At 69.9% G+C, this 18,222-nt stretch carries 16 protein-coding genes; 9 read left to right on the forward strand and 7 right to left on the reverse strand.

All coding sequences use genetic code 11. The features are described from left to right. Window positions 1-34: 34 nt before the first annotated feature. On the forward strand, window positions 35-868 hold the full coding sequence (locus IE307_RS08615) for a phosphotransferase (RefSeq protein WP_229904530.1): 834 nt from the start codon (window positions 35-37) through the stop codon (window positions 866-868). Here IE307_RS08615 and IE307_RS08620 read toward each other — a convergent pair. From IE307_RS08620 to IE307_RS08630, 3 genes are all read right to left on the reverse strand, one after another. Next, entirely contained in the window at window positions 865-2,682 is a 1,818-nt protein-coding gene (locus IE307_RS08620; protein ID WP_191297313.1) for a S8 family peptidase, read from the reverse strand. The genes IE307_RS08615 and IE307_RS08620 overlap by 4 nt on opposite strands. A gap of 230 nt (window positions 2,683-2,912) precedes the next feature. Continuing rightward, complete coding sequence (locus tag IE307_RS08625; protein WP_191297314.1) at window positions 2,913-3,851, reverse strand: sigma-70 family RNA polymerase sigma factor; 939 nt, start codon at window positions 3,849-3,851, stop codon at window positions 2,913-2,915. Between the two features lie 78 nt (window positions 3,852-3,929). Beyond that, entirely contained in the window at window positions 3,930-5,225 is a 1,296-nt protein-coding gene (locus tag IE307_RS08630; protein WP_191297315.1) for a hemolysin family protein, read from the reverse strand. Between the two features lie 92 nt (window positions 5,226-5,317). Between IE307_RS08630 and IE307_RS08635 the strand changes: the two genes are divergently transcribed. The 4 genes from IE307_RS08635 to IE307_RS08650 all read left to right on the forward strand — a co-directional run bounded on the left by IE307_RS08635 (window position 5,318) and on the right by IE307_RS08650 (window position 8,207). Next, window positions 5,318-5,713: an ATP-binding protein gene (locus IE307_RS08635; protein ID WP_191297316.1), complete on the forward strand. Its 396-nt coding sequence runs from the start codon at window positions 5,318-5,320 to the stop codon at window positions 5,711-5,713. A 79-nt stretch (window positions 5,714-5,792) separates the two neighbouring features. Beyond that, a complete protein-coding gene (locus IE307_RS08640) occupies window positions 5,793-6,533 on the forward strand; it encodes a hypothetical protein (protein WP_191297317.1) in 741 nt (246 codons plus the stop codon). 10 nt (window positions 6,534-6,543) lie between these two features. Then, entirely contained in the window at window positions 6,544-7,605 is a 1,062-nt protein-coding gene (locus tag IE307_RS08645; protein ID WP_229904531.1) for a sensor histidine kinase, read from the forward strand. Continuing rightward, a complete protein-coding gene (locus tag IE307_RS08650) occupies window positions 7,602-8,207 on the forward strand; it encodes a response regulator transcription factor (protein ID WP_191297318.1) in 606 nt (201 codons plus the stop codon). Before IE307_RS08645 ends, IE307_RS08650 begins: the two co-directional genes overlap by 4 nt. Here IE307_RS08650 and IE307_RS08655 read toward each other — a convergent pair. Then, the gene (locus IE307_RS08655) at window positions 8,204-9,286 is read right to left on the reverse strand and encodes an oxygenase MpaB family protein (RefSeq protein ID WP_191297319.1); all 1,083 of its coding nucleotides are present in this window, start codon (window positions 9,284-9,286) and stop codon (window positions 8,204-8,206) included. The two genes, IE307_RS08650 and IE307_RS08655, sit on opposite strands and share 4 nt — an antisense overlap. A 106-nt stretch (window positions 9,287-9,392) precedes the next feature. After that, window positions 9,393-10,034 carry a GntR family transcriptional regulator gene (locus IE307_RS08660; protein ID WP_191297320.1) on the reverse strand — a complete coding sequence of 214 codons (642 nt, stop codon included), beginning with the start codon at window positions 10,032-10,034 and terminating at the stop codon, window positions 9,393-9,395. 50 nt (window positions 10,035-10,084) lie between these two features. Here IE307_RS08660 and IE307_RS08665 point away from each other — a divergent pair, with 50 nt between their 5' ends. Both IE307_RS08665 and IE307_RS08670 read left to right on the forward strand, forming a co-directional pair. Then, entirely contained in the window at window positions 10,085-10,504 is a 420-nt protein-coding gene (locus tag IE307_RS08665) for a VOC family protein (protein WP_191297321.1), read from the forward strand. A gap of 96 nt (window positions 10,505-10,600) precedes the next feature. Then, window positions 10,601-11,845 carry a cytochrome P450 gene (locus tag IE307_RS08670; RefSeq protein WP_191297322.1) on the forward strand — a complete coding sequence of 415 codons (1,245 nt, stop codon included), beginning with the start codon at window positions 10,601-10,603 and terminating at the stop codon, window positions 11,843-11,845. 229 nt (window positions 11,846-12,074) lie between these two features. Here IE307_RS08670 and IE307_RS08675 read toward each other — a convergent pair whose 3' ends face one another. Further along, window positions 12,075-12,665, reverse strand: a complete 591-nt coding sequence (locus IE307_RS08675) for a TetR/AcrR family transcriptional regulator (RefSeq protein WP_191297323.1) — start codon at window positions 12,663-12,665, stop codon at window positions 12,075-12,077. A gap of 106 nt (window positions 12,666-12,771) precedes the next feature. On the opposite strand from IE307_RS08675, the gene IE307_RS08680 reads away from it, so the two are divergent. Further along, window positions 12,772-15,852: a S8 family peptidase gene (locus tag IE307_RS08680; RefSeq protein ID WP_191297324.1), complete on the forward strand. Its 3,081-nt coding sequence runs from the start codon at window positions 12,772-12,774 to the stop codon at window positions 15,850-15,852. Here the strand turns inward: IE307_RS08680 and IE307_RS08685 are convergent. Then, window positions 15,827-16,660 carry an NmrA family NAD(P)-binding protein gene (locus IE307_RS08685; protein ID WP_191297325.1) on the reverse strand — a complete coding sequence of 278 codons (834 nt, stop codon included), beginning with the start codon at window positions 16,658-16,660 and terminating at the stop codon, window positions 15,827-15,829. The two genes, IE307_RS08680 and IE307_RS08685, sit on opposite strands and share 26 nt — an antisense overlap. A 52-nt stretch (window positions 16,661-16,712) precedes the next feature. On the opposite strand from IE307_RS08685, the gene IE307_RS08690 reads away from it, so the two are divergent. Beyond that, on the forward strand, window positions 16,713-17,966 hold the full coding sequence (locus IE307_RS08690) for an alpha/beta hydrolase family protein (RefSeq protein ID WP_229904532.1): 1,254 nt from the start codon (window positions 16,713-16,715) through the stop codon (window positions 17,964-17,966). The last annotated feature ends 256 nt before the right edge of the window (window positions 17,967-18,222 follow it).

Below are 18,222 nucleotides of genomic sequence, written 5' to 3' on the forward strand. Positions count from 1 at the left end.
CATCGTGCCATTCGAGACGGTAGCTTCGTGCGTCGTGGAAGATCTCCCCGCCGGACTGCCCGAGCACGACCTGCGCACCGGACTCGCCCGGTACGGCATCACCGGGCCACCGGTCTACGCCCCCGTCGGCTTCGGCGACTACCACTGGACCGTCTACGACCGGTGGTTCACCTCGGTCACCGACCTCACCACCAGGCCGCTGGCGGGTCAGCGGCGGGCGATGGAGACGGCCGCGGCCCTGGGCGAGCACCTGCCGTTCGTCGTCGCGCCGGTGCGATCGGACGACGGCGACGTCGTGGTCCTGCTCAACGACCGGTACGCCTTGAGCGTTTTCCCTTACGTGATGGGGAAGTCCGGTTCCTTCGGTGATCCGGTCCACCCCGGGGTGAGCGAGTTGCTGGCCGCGCTGCACGCCTGCGAACCGCCGGCGGACTGCCCGGTCGCGCCGGTCGACGTGCCGGGCAGGGCCGCGCTGACGGCGTTGCTCGACGAGCCCGGCGAGTGGTTCTCCGCCCAGGCACGCGAGATCTTCGTCGCCCGCACCGATCTCGTCCGCGCCCGGCTGACCGAGCTGGACCGGCTCGCTGAGCAACTCCCCGGCGAACGGGTGGTCACGCACGGAGAACCCCACGCGGGCAACGTGATCAACACACCGGCGGGGTTGTGCCTGGTCGACTGGGAGACGGTCGCGCTGGCGCCACCGGAGCGCGACCTCTGGCTGGCCGGCGGCGACAGCGCCTTCTACTCGCTGCGCTGGGCCGTCAACGACGTCGCGGACTTCAGCGAGAAGCTCCGCGCCCCGCACGAACAGTCGCGGGACGCGGAGCTCACGATGCACTACTTCGTGGAAACGCTCGAAAACCTCTAGACCGTCAAGGTCCAGGTGTCGATGGTGCCGACGTCGGCGGTCGCCGCGTCACGGACCCGGAGCGTCCAGGTGCCGTTGCGGGTCTCCGACGACAGGTTGACCGTGTAGGTCTGGTCGATGTTGTCGGCGCTGCCACCCGTGCGGTTGTGCAGGTTGTAGACCGAACCGTCCGGCGCGACCAGGTCGACGACGAGGTCACCCTTGTAGGTGTGCTTGATGTGCACCTCGACCTGGCTGCTCGCCGACGCGGTGCCGGCACAGCCGCTGAACGTCACGGTCGACGTCACGGTCGCGTTGTCGCGGATCGCGACGTCCGTGCCGTTGGTCTGCGGGGCGCAGGTGGCCGAGCCGACCGTCCAGGTGAACGACGTGCTGCCCGAACCGCCCGCGGACGCGGTGGCCGTCACGATCACGTTGTAGGTGCCGGGAACCGTGGCCGTGCCGGTGACGAGACCGTTCGAGGAACCGATGGAGAGCCCGGTCGGCAGACCGGTCGCGGACCACGTGTACGGCGAGGTGCCACCGGACGCGGACAGCTGCAGGTTCACCGCGCCGTTGAGCGCGGTGCTCTGGTTGCCCGGGTTGGTCACCGAAACGCCGGGAACGCCGCCGGTGTTGGTGCGCAGCAACAGGTTCGCGGAACCAGAACCGGGGTTCGTGACCTTGCCCGGGGTGGCCTGCGCGAGGATCGCCGCGTGGACCTCGGCCGGGGTCTTGGCCGGGTTGTCCGCGAGGTACAGCGCCGCCGCGCCCGCGACGTGCGGGGACGCCATCGACGTGCCGCTCATCGTGGCCGTGCCGGTGTTGTTGCTGTACGAGGCGGAGACGATGTCCTGGCCGGGTGCGAACAGGTCGCTGCACGTGCCGTAGGACGAGAACGACGCGCGGGCGTCGGTGCGGGCCGACGCCATGACGTTGATCGTCTCGGTGACGCGCTGCGGCGAGTACTTGCAGCTGTCGTCGTTGAAGTTGCCCGACGCCACGACGTAGGTGACGCCGCCGCGGATCGAGGCGCGCACGGCGTCGTCGAGCACGCGGCTCGGCTCGTTCGCCGTGCCGGTGTAGAGGCTCATGTTCGCGATGGCCGGCAGGACGGCGTTCGCGGTGACCCAGTCGACGCCCGCCGCCTCGGTCGCGACGGAACCGCCACCGGCGCAGTTGAGCACGCGGACGGCCTTGAGCTTGACGTTCTTCGCCACGCCGTAGGTGGCGCCGCCGACGGTGCCGGACACGTGTGTGCCGTGGCCCTGGCAGTCCTTGCCGTTGCGGCCGTCGGTGAACGCGTCGAAGCCGAACGACGCGCGGCCGCCGAAGTCGGCGTGGTCGTAGTTGATGCCGGTGTCGATCACGTACGCCGTCACGTTCGCCGCGCCCGTGCTGTAGCTGTACTTGCTGTCCAGCGGCAGGCTCGCCTGGTCGACGCGGTCGAGACCCCACGACGGCGGGTTGAGCTGGTCGGTCAGGACCTGCACGGTCCGGTCCTGCTCCACGTAGGCCACGGCCGGGTCGGCGGCGAGGCGCTTGGCCTGCTGCTTCGACAGCGTGGCCGAGAAGCCCTTGAACGCGGCCCTGTAGGTGAAGCCGATCTTCGCGCCGTAGCGGGACGCCAGGCCGTCAGCGCGGCCGCTGACCTCCGAGCGCGCGATGCCGTTGTCCCTCAGGACGACGATGTAGTTGTCGGGAACCGCGTTGGGCGCGCTTTCCGCGACGATCGGACCCTCGGGCTGTGCGGCCACGGCCTGGGGGAGCGCGAGCACGGTTCCGGCGACGGCGACTGCCGCCGCCCCGAGCGTGCGCAGGGTGCCTTGTCTCATCACTGCTCCTCATTCGCAGGGAAACCGCGTGCGACCACGGGCCGGCCCTCGACGGCCCACGAGATGTGGTCACACGCGGTTGCGAAACAGCGTTAGTCCGTTATCGGACGTGATGAGTCTTTAGTTGCGACAACAGGTAGGACAAGCGACTTTCGTACGGAGTTGGCATCGTCCAGAAACGACGGCGGCGCTGTCCCTCCGGGGAGGGACAGCGCCGATCGGAAACCTCGTCAGCCGGCGAGCGCGAAGAGGTCGTCGCGGTCGCCCGACTGCTTGAGCTGGGCGAGCGACTGCTTCTCGAGCTGGCGGATCCGCTCGCGCGTCAGGCCGAGCTCCTCCGCGACCTCCTGGAGGGTGCGGGTGCGCCCGTCCTCCAGTCCGTAGCGCAGGCGCATGATCCGGCCCTGCCGTTCGGGCAGGATGTCCAGGAGCGAGCGCACGCCCTCGGTGAACTCCTGCTGCTCCAGGAGATCCGGCGCGGACACGCCGTCGGTGTCCTGGATCAGGTCGCCCAGCACCGAGTCGCCCTCGTCGCCGACCGGCGTCTCCAGCGACACGCACGTGCGGGCCGCGTCGCGCAGGTCCTGCACGCGCTGCGGCGAACACTTGGCCTCGGCGGCGATCTCCTCGACCGTCGCGTCCCGGCCGAGCGCCGAGGAGAGCTTCTGGCCGATCTTCTTGAGCTTGTTGACCTCTTCGACCACGTGCACGGGCAGGCGCACGGTGCGGGTCTGCTCGGCCAGGCCGCGTTCGATCGCCTGGCGGATCCACCACATCGCGTAGGTGGAGAACTTGTACCCCTTGGCGTAGTCGAACTTCTCGACCGCGCGGATCAGGCCGAGGTTGCCCTCCTGGACCACGTCGCCGAAGGGCAGGCCGCGGAAGGAGTGCTTCTTCGCGACCGACACGACCAGGCGCAGGTTCGCGCGGATCATGTGGTCCTTGGCGCGCTCGCCCTGGGCGACGACGCGGCGCAACAGGCGCGCGTCCCGCGTCGTGTCACCGCTCTGGAGCAGGTGCGCGGCGTAGACACCGGCCTCGATGCGCCGGGACAGGTCGACCTCCTCGGACGCGGTGAGCAGCGGCGTGCGCCCGACGTCGCGCAGGTACTGGCCGACCGAGTCCGCGTCCTGCGTTCCGGACGCGCGGTTCTTCAGATCTGCAGGCATGACAAATCCCCCTTGTCCGTTGGCAGGAGTGGCAACCGGAAGTGGCTGCACTGGTGTGTAACGGTTCAGAGGCCCTGGTCATTCCGCGGTTTCGGCTGTGACCTCGCCCTCATCCTTCTGCTCACGCCGCAGCCGCACCTGGGTGATGGCGTGGTGCTCGACCTCCAGCACCTCGATCTTCCAGCCGGAGACCTCCACCACGTCCCCCGGTTCCTCCGGAATGCGGCCGAGGATCAGCAGCACCAGTCCCGCGACCGTCGCGTACTGGCCCGCCGGCGGGTCTCGCAGCTCGACGCCGATGTCCACCAGGTCGTGGACCGGGAACGTGCCGAGCAACTCGATCGACCCGTCCGCCTCCGCGCGCACCGCGACCACGTCGGAGTCGGTCTCGTCGTAGATCTCACCGACGATCTCCTCCAGCAGGTCCTCCAGCGTCACGATCCCGTCGACGGCACCGTGCTCGTCCACGACCAGGGCCATCTGCTCGTGCTCGGCCTTCATGCGCCGCAACGCGTCGGTCACGCGCACCGAGTCCGGCAGCACCATCGGCGCGCGTGCCACGTCGGCTACGGCCACCGCGTCGTCGAGCAGGTCGCGCAGGTGCACCACGCCGACCACGTCGTCCAGGTGACCGTCCTTGGTCACCGGAGCCCTGGAATGTCCTGACCTCGCCAGGATTTCCCGTGCGGTGGCGGTGTCCAAACCTGATTCGAGGATCGTCACCTGCCGGCGCGGCACCAGGACCTCGCGCAGCCGCCTTTCGTGGATCTCCAACGCGCCGGTCATGATCGTGCGCTGTTCCTGGTTGAGATGCTGTTGCACCTCAACGAGATCCCGCAGTTCCTCCGCCGACATCTGCTCGTCGTCGGCGTTCGGGTCCCCGCCGAGCACCCGCACCACGAGGTCGGTCGACTTGCTGAGCAGCCACACCGCGGGGCGGGAGATCGTCGACAGCAGGTCGAGCGTGCGCGCGACGATCTTCGCCCAGCGCACCGCGTACTGCATCGCGAGGCGCTTGGGCGCCAGTTCGCCGAAGACCAGCGTCACGAAGGTCAGGACCACGGTGACGAGTGCGATCGCGACGCCGTTCGCGGCACCTCCGAGGAAGCTCAGCAACGGCACGATCGGTTCCGCGAGAGAGACCGCGGCCGTGGCCGAGGCGAGGAACCCGGACAGCGTGATGCCGATCTGGATCGTCGCGAAGTACCTGTTGGGATCACGTGCCAGCCGGACCAGCCGGCGGTGCCCTTCTCGTTCGAGCGAGCGCAGTTGCCCCTCTCGTAGCGACACGAACGCCATCTCACTGCCCGCGAAAGCCGCGTTGAGCAAAACCAGTACCGCGACCAGCGCGAGGTTGAAGCCATAACCGTCCACACGTTTGGGGTAGCACGCACGGTGGTATTTCGCACCCTGACGGCCGTCTTGAGCAGCCAGGAGGGCTTCAGCCGAACTGAGGTGGGATGGAGATGGACACCCCTGAGGTGCTGAGCGCCTCCGCGAGGACCTTGCACACCCTGCCGGAGGGCACACCGGACCTCGGCGCGATGCGCGCGTGGGTCGGGACCCTGTTGAGGGACCTGTCCGAGGACGTCAGGCTCGACGTCCTCCTCGTGTGCACGGAACTCGCCAGCAACGCCTATGAGCACGCTGAAGGACCACGCGCGGTGCGGGTCCAACGACACACGGACTTCGTCCGGGTGGAGGTCGATGACCACACACCGGCCGAACTGCCACAACTGGGACGGTCACGGCTCGGTGACTCGCGGGGCCGCGGGCTGTTGCTGATCTCACAGCTCGCACGGTGCTGGGGCACACGCGAGTTCACCGGTGGGAAGACCATCTGGGCCGAGGTGGACGCATAGGTCTTCTGGGCGTTTCGCACAGAAGACTCGTGACACCGCACGGATGGGTCTTGCGGCGGGATTCTCCGATTCTCGAAGCATGACGACGAAGGTTTTCCCGGCCGTGGGGCCGGTGGTGCGCCACGGCGCGGAGATGCTCGTGGCGATGCTGGTCGGGATGGCCCTGTTCGGGCCCCTGTGGACGCCTGAGCGGGTCGAGGTGGCCGCTCTGTGGATGGCGGCCTCGATGTCCGTGCCGATGGCGTTGTGGATGCTCTACCGCGGCCACGGCCGGATCCTCGAGATGTGCGCGGCGATGGTCGTGCCGTACGCCGTGCTGCTGGTGCCGCACTGGCTCGGCGTGCTGGACGCCGACGCGGTCATAATGGGCGGGCACCTGCTGATGCTGCCCGCGATGGCGTTCGTGCTGGTCCGCTACCGGCACGAGCACGGCACGCCCAGCACGCACCCGGTGGTCCGGGCCGTGGGAGACCGCTGGCCCGCGGTGATCGCGCTGGCGGTCACGTTCGACTTCTGGCAGGCGCACGTCGTGCCGCCCGTGTGGACGCTGCTGCTGTGCCAGGCCGTCTACCTGTTCTGGGGCCGGCGGGCGCCGCGGGTGCAGCTCGCGGTGTTCAGCCTGTACGCGGCGCTGGCGGTGGTCGTGATCATGATGTCCGCCTCGGCCGGGGTGCTGGTGATCGCACTCGGGTGGGGCGCGCACGCCGTCTGGGACCTCGTGCACCACGTGCGCAACGCCGTCGTGCCGCGCTGGTGGTCGGAGTTCTGCGGCGTGTTCGACCTGGTCATCGCCGTGACGATCCTGATCGCGTGGTTCTAGGCTGATGGCGATGAACGACCTCCCGCACACCGCGTTGCGCGGCGCCCTGCACCTGCTGTGGATGAGCTCCCTCGTCGTGCCGCTGGTGTCGGTGCTGCGCGAGCCGTCCGCGATGCGCTGGTTCGGGGTGCTGGGCCTGCTCGTGCTGGCCGTGGCGTTCGCGGTGACGTTGCGCGGCGGGCCGCTGTGGGTTCTCGGCGTCGCGATCCTGATGTCGATGCCGCTGGTGGCGCCGGCCGGGCCGGAGGAGCTGTCGACGTGGGCGTGGATCGGCGGCGCCGCGGCGGGCTTCGCGCCGTTGCTGCTCTCGGGTCCGTGGAGGTGGCTCGCCGCCATCGGCGCGGTGGTGGTGTCGGGTGTGGTCGGGGAGTTCGTCGGCGGCTACTACACGACCTACCAGGTGATCGCGGCCCTGGTGGGGCTGACGATCATCGCGATGGCAGGGCTGCCGATGTGGTTCGCCGGGCTCCTCGAACAGGCGCGGGCCGGGCGGGAGGCGCAGTCCGAGCTGGCGGTGAGCGAGGAACGGCTGCGGTTCGCCCGTGACGTGCACGACCTGCTGGGGCACCGGCTGACGGTGATCGCGCTGAAGTCCGAGCTGGCCGGGCGTCTCGCCTCCTCCGATCCGGAGAGGTCGGCCGCGGAGGCGTTCGAGGCGCAACGGCTGGCCTCCTCGGCGTTGGAGGAGGTGCGTGACGCGGTGCACGGCTATCGCGCCGTGAACCTGCCCGAGCAGCTCGAGGCCGTCCAGAACGTGCTGCAGGAAGCAGGCATCCGGTGCACCGTCTCCGAGGCGCCGGTGGAAGGTGAACGCGCGACACAACTGGCGTTGGCGTTGCGCGAGGCGTGCACCAACGTGCTGCGGCACAGCCACGCGACGTGGTGCATGATCGATGTCGCCGTCGCCGAGGAGGAGGTGCGGATGACCGTCACGAACGACGGCGCCGAGAAGCCTTCCAGCGAGGGCAACGGGCTTCGCGGCCTGCGTGAGCGGCTCGCGGCCGTGGGGGGTCAGGTGTCCGTGGAGAAGTCCGGCGACGTGTTCACGCTGCTGGTCGTGGTGCCCGCGTGATCAGGGTGCTGCTGGCCGACGACGAGGAGCTGATCCGCGACGCGCTCGCGGCGCTGCTCGACCTGGAGCCGGACCTCGAGGTGGTGGCCCGCGCGGGAGACGGCCGGGCCGCCGTCGAGGCCGCGCGGGCGCACCGCCCGGACGTGGCCGTGGTGGACCTGCAGATGCCCGAACTGGACGGCCTGGAGGTCACTCTGGAGCTGGCGCGCGTGCTGCCGTCGTGCGCTGTCGTGGTCCTGACCGGACGGGGCCGGCCGCCGCACCTGCAGCAGGCGCTGCACGCGGGCGCGAAGGGGTTCCTGCCCAAGGGATCCCCCGGCGGCACGCTGGCCGATGTGATCCGCCGCGTGCACGCCGGGTCGCGCTGGGTGGACCCGGCGCTGGCGGCCGACGCGCTGGCCGCTCCCCCGTGCCCGCTGACGCAGCGGGAGCTGGAGGTGTTGCGGCTCAGCGAGTTCGGCACCCCGGTCGCCGAGATCGCCTCGCGCACCTCGTTGTCCGCCGGGACCGTGCGCAACCACCTGGCGGCCGCGGTCGCGAAACTCGGTGTGGCACACCGTTCCGAGGCGTTCTCGGTGGCGCACGAGCACGGCTGGCTCTAGCGCTTGAGGCAGGCCGGGACGGTGAGGGTGGTCGACTGGCCGTTGGTGAGGGTGCGGACGCTCGCTCCCAGCAGCAGGTCGCCCGCCTTGTCCAGCACGGCGCGGGCCAGCCGGCTGGTGTCCTCGCTCTTCTCGAACACGCGCATGACCCTCGCGCCGGCGTTGACGGCTCTCGTCCAGCCCCGGGAGTGCGGCACCTCCAGCCAGTCCGCGACGTCCGCGTCGACGACCTGGCGCACCATCGCCGCGACCACGCCGTCGAAAGCCTTGCCGGGCACGAACTTCTCGTACAGCTCGACGAGGTTCCTCGTCAGCTCGACGCCCTCCGCGGACGGCGCGTAGGACGCCCGCACCATCGTGGTGCTGAGCTCTTCGGCCTCTGCCAGCGTTTCCGGCATCACGTCCGGGCGGATGCCGAGCACCGCGCCCGCGACGCGCCACACGTGGTAGTAGTCCTCCGCCTCGGTGTCGGTGACCGAGACGCCGATGCGGCGCATGCCGTCGATCACCTGCACGGAGAAGATCAGCATCGCGCCGAGCAGGTCCTGCTGGCACACGGGAACGCCTTCCTCGGCGTGGTCCCACTCGGGTGAGCGGCCGACGAAGTAGCGGACCGCGGCGTGGATCAGCCTGGTCTTCTGGATCGTCGGCACGAACGAGCCTCCCGCGCCGAAAGCGCTGGGCTCCATCATGTTCAGCACGAACTGCGACGTCTCCGACAGCCTGCGGTGCGGCTGGTTGAGCCTGTGCGTGAGCGTGAGGACCTTGGAGGGCCTGGGTTGCGCGTAGCAGTTGACCATGGCGCCGAACGACAACACCGACGCCACGTGCACACCGTCGTCGACGAAGAACTCGTGCGCGCGGGCGACGCGGTCCTCGTCCATCCACTCCGGCGGGTCGTCCGTGGCCACCAGGTAGTCGCGGACCGCCTCCGGCAGGTTCTCCGGGATGGGCTCGTCGTTGCCGCGGAACTCGGCGAGCACCTGGTTGACCTCGTTCAGGCTGCCGGTCTCGACCAGGTGCGCGATCACGGCGTCGGCGAGCGGGTCGCCCTCGTACTTCAGCGTGTGCAGGTCCACGTGGCCGAGCGTATGGGGCCGTTCGGGCCACTGATCGTGCCTCTCACCTCTTCGGCCCAGCGAATCCACGCGATCGTGCGGTGGCAAGGCCGTTGTGGCCGCGCTCTCAGGATCCGGAGTTGAGCACGTCGAACGCGTGCCTGCGGTGGACCGCGAACAGCTTCAGCGCGCCCTCCGCGTTCCCCAGGCGCAGCGCCGCCACCAGGTCCCGGTGCTCCTCCCGGATCTGCTCCAGGTACCCGTCCGTGCTCAGCTGCACCCGAGTGAGCAGGAACAGGTGCACCTGCGACCTGATCGCCTCCCACGCCTGGACGAGACGCGAGTGCCCGGCGGCGGCGTACACGGCGTCGTGGAACGCGATGTCGCAGCGCACCATCTCGTGCGGTGTGCGGGCGCGCTCCATCTCCTCCGCCGCGGCGGAGATCTCGTCCAGGGAGGCGCCCGTGGCCACCACTCGCTCCACGGCCAGGACCTCCAGGGCCCCGCGCAGGCTGTCCAGTTCGGCCACGTCCTGCAACGAGAGGACGGCAACGGTGGTGCCCCGGTGCCATTCGGCGCGGACCAGGCCCTCGCGTTCCAGCACGCGCAGCGCGTCGCGGACGGGGCCCCGGGAGACCTGCAGCGCCTCGGACAGCTCGACCTCGCGCAGGGCGCTGCCCGGCGGGTAGCGGCCGTCGAAGATCGCCTCGCGGACCAGGTCGGCGACCTCGCTGCCCAGGCCTCGCCGTCGTGCCGGACCGAGTGTCATGTGAGCAATGTTAACAAGACGACCTCTTGTCTCAATGTTAACATTCTTACATGCCGAACATCCCGCGCTTCCACCTGGCCATGCCCGTCGACGACCTCGCCGCCGCCCGCCGCTTCTACGGCGAGACGCTCGGCCTCGAGCAGGGCCGCAGTTCCGACACCTGGGTCGACTGGAACCTGCACGGCCACCAGTTCGTCACCCACCTCGCGCCGGCGAGGACCGAGCGCGTCAGCAACCCGGTCGACGGCCACGACGTGCCGGTCCCCCACTTCGGCCTGGTCCTGACCGTCGAGGAGTTCCAGGTCCTCGCGGAGAAGCTGACGAACGCCGGCACGAAGTTCGTCATCGAGCCGTACGTGCGCTTCAAGGGCGAGCCCGGCGAGCAGTGGACGATGTTCCTGCTGGACCCGGCGGGCAACGCGCTCGAGTTCAAGGCCTTCGCGGACGACTCCCAGGTGTTCGCCGTCTAAAGACGTCCTAAAAATCTTGCACAACGCGCAAGTTTGAGTAACTTGGAGGTGACGCCGAGCCACGACCCGGTCACACCGGGTCAGACAGGGGAAGCCATGACCACGGCCGAGCGGCAGCGCAACGCGGCGCAGCTCATCCGTCCGCAGCTGCCTGCCGAACTCATCGAGAAGCGCGCCGGGTGCCCGTTCGACCCGGCCGCGGGGCTCACCGAGCTGAGCGGGCAGGGGCGGATCCACCGGATCGAGCACAAGGGTGAGACCGTCTGGCTCGTCACCGGCCACGACGAGGCCCGGGCGGTGCTCGCCGCACCCGAGATGAGCTCGGACCGGATCAACAGCCCGCGCGCCAGGGCCCTGATCTCCCCCGAGCTGCACGCGGAGATGTTCCCGCCGGAGCGGCAGGCCGGGTCGTTCATCTTCATGGACGCTCCCCGGCACACCCGCTTCCGCAGGCTGCTGACCGGCCAGTTCACCGTGCGCAGGATGCGCGACCTGACGCCCCGAGTGCACGAGATCGTCACCAGCGCCCTCGACGCGATGATCGAGAAGGGACCGCCGGCCGATCTCGTGCACGACTTCGCGCTGCCGGTGCCGTCACTCGTGATCTGCGAACTGCTCGGCGTCGACTACGGCGACCGTGACGAGTTCCAGCAGCGCACGGCCAAACTGCTCAGCCTCAACACCACCGTCGACGAGCAGATCAAGAACGGCACCGACCTGCGCCGGTTCATGCACAAGCTCGTCGTAGACAAGCAGAAGGCACCCGGCGACGACCTGCTCTCCGGCCTGGTGCGCGACACCGACCTCACCGTCGACGAACTGGTCGGCATCGCGAACCTCCTGCTGATCGCCGGCCACGAGACCACGGCGAACATGCTGGCCCTCGGCACGTTCGCCCTGCTCGAACACCCCGACCAGTTCGCCAAGCTCCGCGACGACCCCGCACTGGTCGACAACGCGGTCGAGGAGCTCCTGCGCTACCTGTCGATCATCAGCTCCGGCGTCTCCCGCCACGCCAAGGAGGACGTCGTCATCGGCGACGCCACCATCCGCGCCGGCGAGACGGTCGTCGTGTCGGTGCCCGCGGTCAACCGCGACGACAGCCAGTACGACGACCCGCACGAACTCAGGGTCGACCGCCCGCGCGGCCACCACGTGGCGTTCGGCCACGGCATCCACCAGTGCCTCGGCCAGCAACTGGCGCGCGTGGAGATGGCGGTCGGCTTCACTGAACTGCTGCGCCGCCTGCCGGAGTTGAAGCTCGCCGTGCCCGCCGACGAGGTGCCGTTGCGGACCGACATGTCCATCTACGGCGTGCACTCGCTCCCGGTGACCTGGTGACCTGATCCAGGGTTTGTCGCGCGGGTCCGTTCGGTGGGGTCGCGGTCGGGAGAGCGGCGGCCTCGTGCCACGGCGTGTTCGGGTGCTGCGGCGGTGCCCGACTCCGGGCTCTCGGCCGCGACCGTCGCAGACAAGACTCGCGGGACCCAGGCTGGTGTCCCGCGAGCCCGCGCGGCAGGAGCGACGAGCAAGCACCCCCGAAGCGGCGCGGCTACCCAGGACGTCCCGGCTACCTCGTGAACCCGGCCCCGAGCTGGTCGATCATCCGGCCGACCAGCTCGGTAGCCGTGTACCTCTCCGCCGCCTGAGGCGTGTCCAACCACCACTGCACGACCGCGCGCATCGACGCGAGGATCGCCGACGCCGTCACAGCCGGATAGGGGTCGTCCAACGGGTCCACCCCGCACCGCACCGCGATGGCCGACGCCAACGCCTGCTCACGAGCGGAGTAGGCAGCGAACACGTGCGGCAGCAGCGCAGGATGGCGGCGCAGCTCGCGCACCTGGCGGAGCCGGTCGAGGTCGACGTGGCGCGGGTAGATCGAGTGCAACGCCTCGCGCAGCGCGACCAGCACCGGTTCGTCCGAGGGCCGGGCGGCGAACTCCTCCACGAACGCGAGCGCCGTGGCCGTGTCGCCGGCTACGACGGCTTCCTCCTTGGAGGAGAAGTAGTTGAAGAACGTCCGCAGGGACACGCCGGCCGCCCGCGCGATCTGCTCCACCGTCACCCGGTCGAGGCCGTGCTCCACGCACAGACTCCGGGCGGCGTCACCCAGGGCTTCCCTGGTCGCCGCCTTCTTGCGTTCACGCAGGCCCGTCACGGGACGAAGAGTAAAGCGTACCGGAAATTGGTGTAGACCTTGTCACCCACGTGAGCACCTCACTACGGTCCGTGAGAACGCTCTCACGAGACCTACGGAGGACCGGGTGCGCTTACTCGGAGTCGTCGTGCTGGCCGGCGCCCTGCTCACCGCCGGCCAGGCCCATGCCTCTCCCCCGAGACCGGCCGCGCAGGCGCCCACCGTCACGCTGATCACCGGTGACCAGGTGCTCACCGGGCAGCGGGCGGTCAAACCGGCCCCCGGCCGTGAGCGCGTCCTGTTCTCCACCTACACCGTGCAGGGCCATGAGTACGTGGTGCCGCACGACGCCATCCCGTTGATCGCGGACGGCCGCCTCGACGAGCGGCTCTTCGACGTCACCGAGCTCGCGACGTACGACGGCGCCCTGCCGGTGATCGCCACCTACCCCGAGGGCACGCTGAGCGGGCAGTCCGGTCTCCCGCTGCGCAGCATCAACGGTGTGGCGTTCGACGCGGCCAAGACGCCGCTGGTCGGCACGCTGTCGGCCTCGGGCGCGAAGAAGATCTGGCTCGACGCCCGGCGCAAGGCGAACCTCGACCGCAGCGTCGCGCAGATCAACGCCCCGGCGGCGTACGCGGCGGGTCTCACCGGCAAGGGCGTCACGGTCGCCGTCCTCGACACGGGCGTCGACAACACCCACCCGGACCTGAAGGACCGCGAGGTCGGGGAGCGCAACTTCACGACCTCTCCGGACAACGGCGACCACTACGGCCACGGCACTCACGTCGCGTCGATCGTCGCGGGCACCGGGGCGAAGAGCGGCGGCAAGTACCGCGGTGTCGCGCCGGACGCGCAGATCCTCGACGTGAAGGTGCTGGGCGACAACGGTTCCGGTCAGGACAGCGGGATCATCGCCGGCATGGAGTGGGCGATCGAGCAGGGCGCCCAGATCATCAACATGAGCCTCGGCGGGTACGACACCCCCGCGGTCGAGCCCCTCGAAGAGGCCGTGAACCGCCTCAGCGCCGAGAAGGGCGCGCTGTTCGTCGTCGCCGCCGGCAACAGCGGCCCGAACGCGCGGACCGTCGGTTCGCCCGGTTCGGCGGACGCGGCGCTGACCGTCGGGGCCGTGGACCACGACAACAGGATCGCCGAGTTCTCTAGCCGCGGCCCGACGCAGGCCGGCACGCTCAAGCCCGACCTCACCGCGCCCGGCGTCGGCATCGTCGCCGCCCTGCACTCCGACGGCCGGATCGGCGCGCCCGTCGCCGACGGCTACACCTCGCTCGACGGCACCTCGATGGCGACCCCGCACGTCGCGGGCGCGGCGGCGCTCCTGCGCCAGCAGCACCCGGACCTGAACGGCGCCGCCCTCAAGGCCAGGCTCACCGGCACCACGACGCCCACCGCGAACCTGACCCCGTTCGAACAGGGCTCCGGCCGCGTCGACGTCACCAAGCTGATCAAGCAGAACGTGACGTCCAGCCCCACGAACATCAGCTTCGGCACGCACCAGTGGCCGCACACCGGGGAAACCCCTCTGTCGCAGGAGATCACCTACTCCAACGCTGGCTCCGAGCCGGTCACGCTCGACCTGTCGACGGAGACCACCGGCACGCTGTTCAGCGTCTCCCCCGCCACGCTCACGGTCCCGGCGGGCGGCAGTGCGAAGGCCGTCGTCACCGCGGACCTGGCCAAGCAGCCCGACGGGGGCGTGTTCGGCGGCTCGGTCGTCGCGAGCGGCCTGCGCACGGCCGTCGTGGCCGACCTGGAGGTGGAGAGCTACGACGTCACGATCACCGGGATCGAGCGGTCCGGCGCCACGACGACCTCGACGTTCGCGAGCATGACCAACGTCGACACCGGCGCCCGCGTCTGGCCGAACAGCACCACGGGCCTCGCCCGAGTGGCCAAGGGCCGCTACATCCTGACCAGCAGCGTCATGTCGTCCGGCACCGGCGCCTACACCCACGACGTCATCAACTACCCGAACCTGACCGTCTCGGGACCGGCGACGATCACCCTCGACGCCCGCCAGGCCAAGCCGGTGAAGGTGACGCTGCCGGTGACCGCGCAGCTCTCGTTGCTGCAGACCGGTTTCGAACGCGTCGTGAACGGCACGAGCTACACCATCGGCAACTTCTCCGTCGGCGGCTCGATCGACCACCTCGGCGTCGCGAGCATCGGACCGGAGTCGAAGGAGGTCACCGGCAAGATCGCCACGTTCTGGAACGCGGGCCCGGACTTCTACGGACTGGCCTGGTACCAGAAGGGTTCCGCGCCGAACGGCCTGACGAAGACGGTCGCGAAGAAGGACCTGGCGACGGTCAAGGTCGACATGCCCGCCCTCAAGCCCGGCCAGAGCGCCTCGATCGGCCACACCTCGTCTCCCGAGGGTCGCGCCGACTGGACCTACGGCTCCCTGGACAACCTGACCGCGGGCCCGCGCACCGAGTACTACGGCGGCGAGGGCGGCGACTGGTCGCGCCGGTTCAACCTGTTCGACGAGACCGGCAACATCGGCGCGCTCGTCACCCCGCTGCGGCACTACAAGCCGGGCCGCTCGTACGTGGAACCGTTCAACCGCGCGGTGTTCGGCCCGGCGCTGCCCCCGGCCCGCGACGTCCCGCACTCGTTCCGCACCGGCGACTTCGTCCGCGTCACCGTGCCGCTGTACGGCGACAGCGCGGGCAACGAGGGCTACGGCCCCGTGGCCGAGGCGAAGACGACGGTCTACCGCGACGGCGTGAAGGCGGTCGAGACGGCCGAGGCCGGCTGGGCGATGCTCGACGTGCAGCCCGGCGCCGCGAACTACCGCGTCGAGACGTCCGCGAGCCGCGACACGGCCCTGAGCAGCGAGGTGTCCGGGGTATGGACGTTCCGCAGCGACACCACGGCGCAGCGGGCCGCGCTGCCGCTGTCGGTCGTCCGCTTCACCCCGCAGCTCGACGACGACGGCTTCGCCCGCGCCGGCCAGATGCTGGCCGTGCCGATCTCCACCCAGTCGCAGGTGGGCTCGGTGCGCGTCACGTCCGTCGAGGTGTCCTACGACGCGGGCAAGACGTGGAAGCGAACGCCGGTCACGGCCAACCGCGTGCTGCTCGCGCACCCGAAGGACGCGAAGTCGGTGTCCTTGCGCGCCAAGGCGTCCGGCAGCGGTCAGACGGTGGAGCAGACGATCATCGGCGCGTACCTGCTGCGCTGACGAACGCGCCCGCGTGCTCGCGAGCCCACGAGGCGAACGAGCGCGCGGGCCTTCCCAGCACGTCCTCGACGTCGCGCACCACCGTGTACCCCGCGGCGGGCATGTCCCGCTTCCACGCGAGGACGAAGTCGGCCACCTCGGCGGACCTTCCCGCCGCGAGCATCTCGTCCCGCGCCTCCTGCTCGGTCTGCTCGACGTAGGTGATCTCCCGGCCGATCGCCTCGCCGATCACGGCCACCTGTTCCGGCACGGACAGCGATTCCGGCCCTGTCAGCGTGTACGTGCGGCCGCCGTGCCCACCCCTCGCGAGCACGGCGGCCGCCACCGCGCCGATGTCGCCTTCGTGCACGAGCGCACTCCGCGGGTACGCGAACGGCTCCCGCACCTCCCCCTTGAGGCGCACCGACTCGGCCCAGCTCAGCGTGTTCGACATGAAGTCCACCGGTCGCAGCACGGTCCACTCCAGCGAACTCGCCGTGACCGCGTCCTCCAGCGGACTGTGAGACCCGCTCCACAGCGAGGTGACCCTGCGGACACCGGCCTTCTCCGCCCGCGCCACCAGTTCCGGCCCGGTGTGCAGTTCCGCGTAGTCGTCACCCGCGTTGGTCAGCAGGTGCACGCCGGACACGCCGTCGAACGGGACCGTCTCCGGTCTGGTCAGGTCGCCCTCGACGACCTCCACCCCGGCCGGGAACCGCGCCGTGGCGGCGTTCCTGGTGAGGGCGCGGACGTCGTGGCCCAGCGCGAGCAGTTCGCCGACCACCTGGCGCCCGGCGTTCCCGGTGGCACCTGTCACGAGAATCGTCATGGACCCGACCGTAAAACCTGTAGTTAGCTGGAGATCAAGCGAAGGAGACCGAGTGCGGGAACTGACCGATGAGATCGTCGTCGCCCACAGCGCACCGCCGAGCAGACCCGCGCCCACCGGAGTGGACGTGCCGGGCCGTCACGTCGCCGAGGTCGCGCGGCACCCCGACGGCCGGCTCGCCGTGATCACCTGGTCGTCGCCGAAGATCGACCCCGGCCTGCTGAACCCCGCGCTGCACGTGGTCGAGAACGGCCGAATCACCGACCTGGGCGCGACACCGGCGGACGCCGGTTCGCCGGTGTGGTGGGGCGGCGAGGTCTGCTACCTGGCGCTGACACCGCCGCACCTGCAGGGCGGCAACGCGATCTTCGACCAACGCCACCGCAACCTCACCGAGGGCATGCCGGCGTGCCCGGTCGACCTCGTGCAGGACGACGGCAACGCACCGGTCGTGGTCGTCGCGACAGGCCTCGACACGGAGTTCCACAGGCTCGACGGCACGTTCCTCGGCCGTGTCACGGGATCGCACCTTCCTCCCCGCTACCGCGACCTCGACGGCATCCCCTGGGGCACGCAGGAACGCCTGCGCTACCCGGCCCGCGACGGCCTGGAGCTCGACGGCCTGCTGGTGCTCCCGGTCGGCAGGTCGAGACGGGACGGGCCGTTCCCCCTCGTCACCCTGATCCACGGCGGTCCCTACGACCGCTGGACGGACGACCTGCAGCTGCACTGGGTGCCGTCGGCGCAATGGTTCGCGCACCAGGGGATCGCGACCTTCCTGCCCAACTCCCGGGGCGGGCAGGGCCGCGGCCACGAGTTCGCCGCGGCCGTCGCGAAGAGGGTGGGCCAGGAGGAGTGGCACGACGTCGAGGCGGGCATCGACCTGCTCGTCGGGCAGGGGGTCGCGGACGAGAACCGGCTCGGCATCGCCGGCTGGAGCCACGGCGGGTTCATGGCCGCCTGGGCGACGACGCGCACGAGCAGGTTCAAGGCGGCGCTGGTCGGCGCGGGCATCTCCGACTGGCCCCGGCTGATCGCCACCGGCGAGTGGGGCGCGTTCGAGGCGGCCCTGGGCGACAGCGCGGAACACAGCCCGCTCACCTACGCGGACCGGATCTCCACGCCGATGTTGATCGTGCACGGGGCGGACGACACCAACGTGCCGGTGGAGCAAGCCGAACTCCTGCACGGCGCAGTGCCGCACTCTGAACTCGTCGTCTACCCCGGCGAGGGGCACTCGCTGCGGAAGCGTGAGCACAGGCTGGATCTGCTGAACCGAGCCAGAAAACTGTTCGCGACGCTCTGAAACTTGCGCAAACCTTACGCAACGGCCGCAACGCAGTCGCAAGTCAGCGCAAGCGCCCGCATCGCCACCAAATCAATTTTTCGAGCAGGTTCGGGTCCGAACCTCCATCAACCCCGTCTGTCCAGCTGCTGGTGATCGGCCTTGTGCACCCTGAGACACTGGTCGGACACAGCAAGCAGCGCTCGTCTTTCCTGTTCAGAGCGCTATGTCGCAAATTTGCGCAATCACGTCGAGATATTGCGGTAATCTGCTGGAC

This window comes from Lentzea cavernae (assembly GCF_014653695.1).
Taxonomy (GTDB): Bacteria; Actinomycetota; Actinomycetes; order Mycobacteriales; family Pseudonocardiaceae; genus Lentzea; species Lentzea cavernae.

Bases quoted from the DNA above. Each gene is read 5' to 3' on its own strand.
- IE307_RS08620 (WP_191297313.1), bottom strand. From the start codon at position 2,682: ATGAGACAAGGCACCCTGCGCACGCTCGGGGCGGCGGCAGTCGCCGTC.
- IE307_RS08625 (WP_191297314.1), bottom strand. From the start codon at position 3,851: ATGCCTGCAGATCTGAAGAACCGCGCGTCCGGAACGCAGGACGCGGAC.
- IE307_RS08635 (WP_191297316.1), top strand. From the start codon at position 5,318: ATGGACACCCCTGAGGTGCTGAGCGCCTCCGCGAGGACCTTGCACACC.
- IE307_RS08640 (WP_191297317.1), top strand. From the start codon at position 5,793: ATGACGACGAAGGTTTTCCCGGCCGTGGGGCCGGTGGTGCGCCACGGC.
- IE307_RS08645 (WP_229904531.1), top strand. From the start codon at position 6,544: ATGAACGACCTCCCGCACACCGCGTTGCGCGGCGCCCTGCACCTGCTG.
- IE307_RS08660 (WP_191297320.1), bottom strand. From the start codon at position 10,034: ATGACACTCGGTCCGGCACGACGGCGAGGCCTGGGCAGCGAGGTCGCC.
- IE307_RS08665 (WP_191297321.1), top strand. From the start codon at position 10,085: ATGCCGAACATCCCGCGCTTCCACCTGGCCATGCCCGTCGACGACCTC.
- IE307_RS08670 (WP_191297322.1), top strand. From the start codon at position 10,601: ATGACCACGGCCGAGCGGCAGCGCAACGCGGCGCAGCTCATCCGTCCG.
- IE307_RS08685 (WP_191297325.1), bottom strand. From the start codon at position 16,660: ATGACGATTCTCGTGACAGGTGCCACCGGGAACGCCGGGCGCCAGGTG.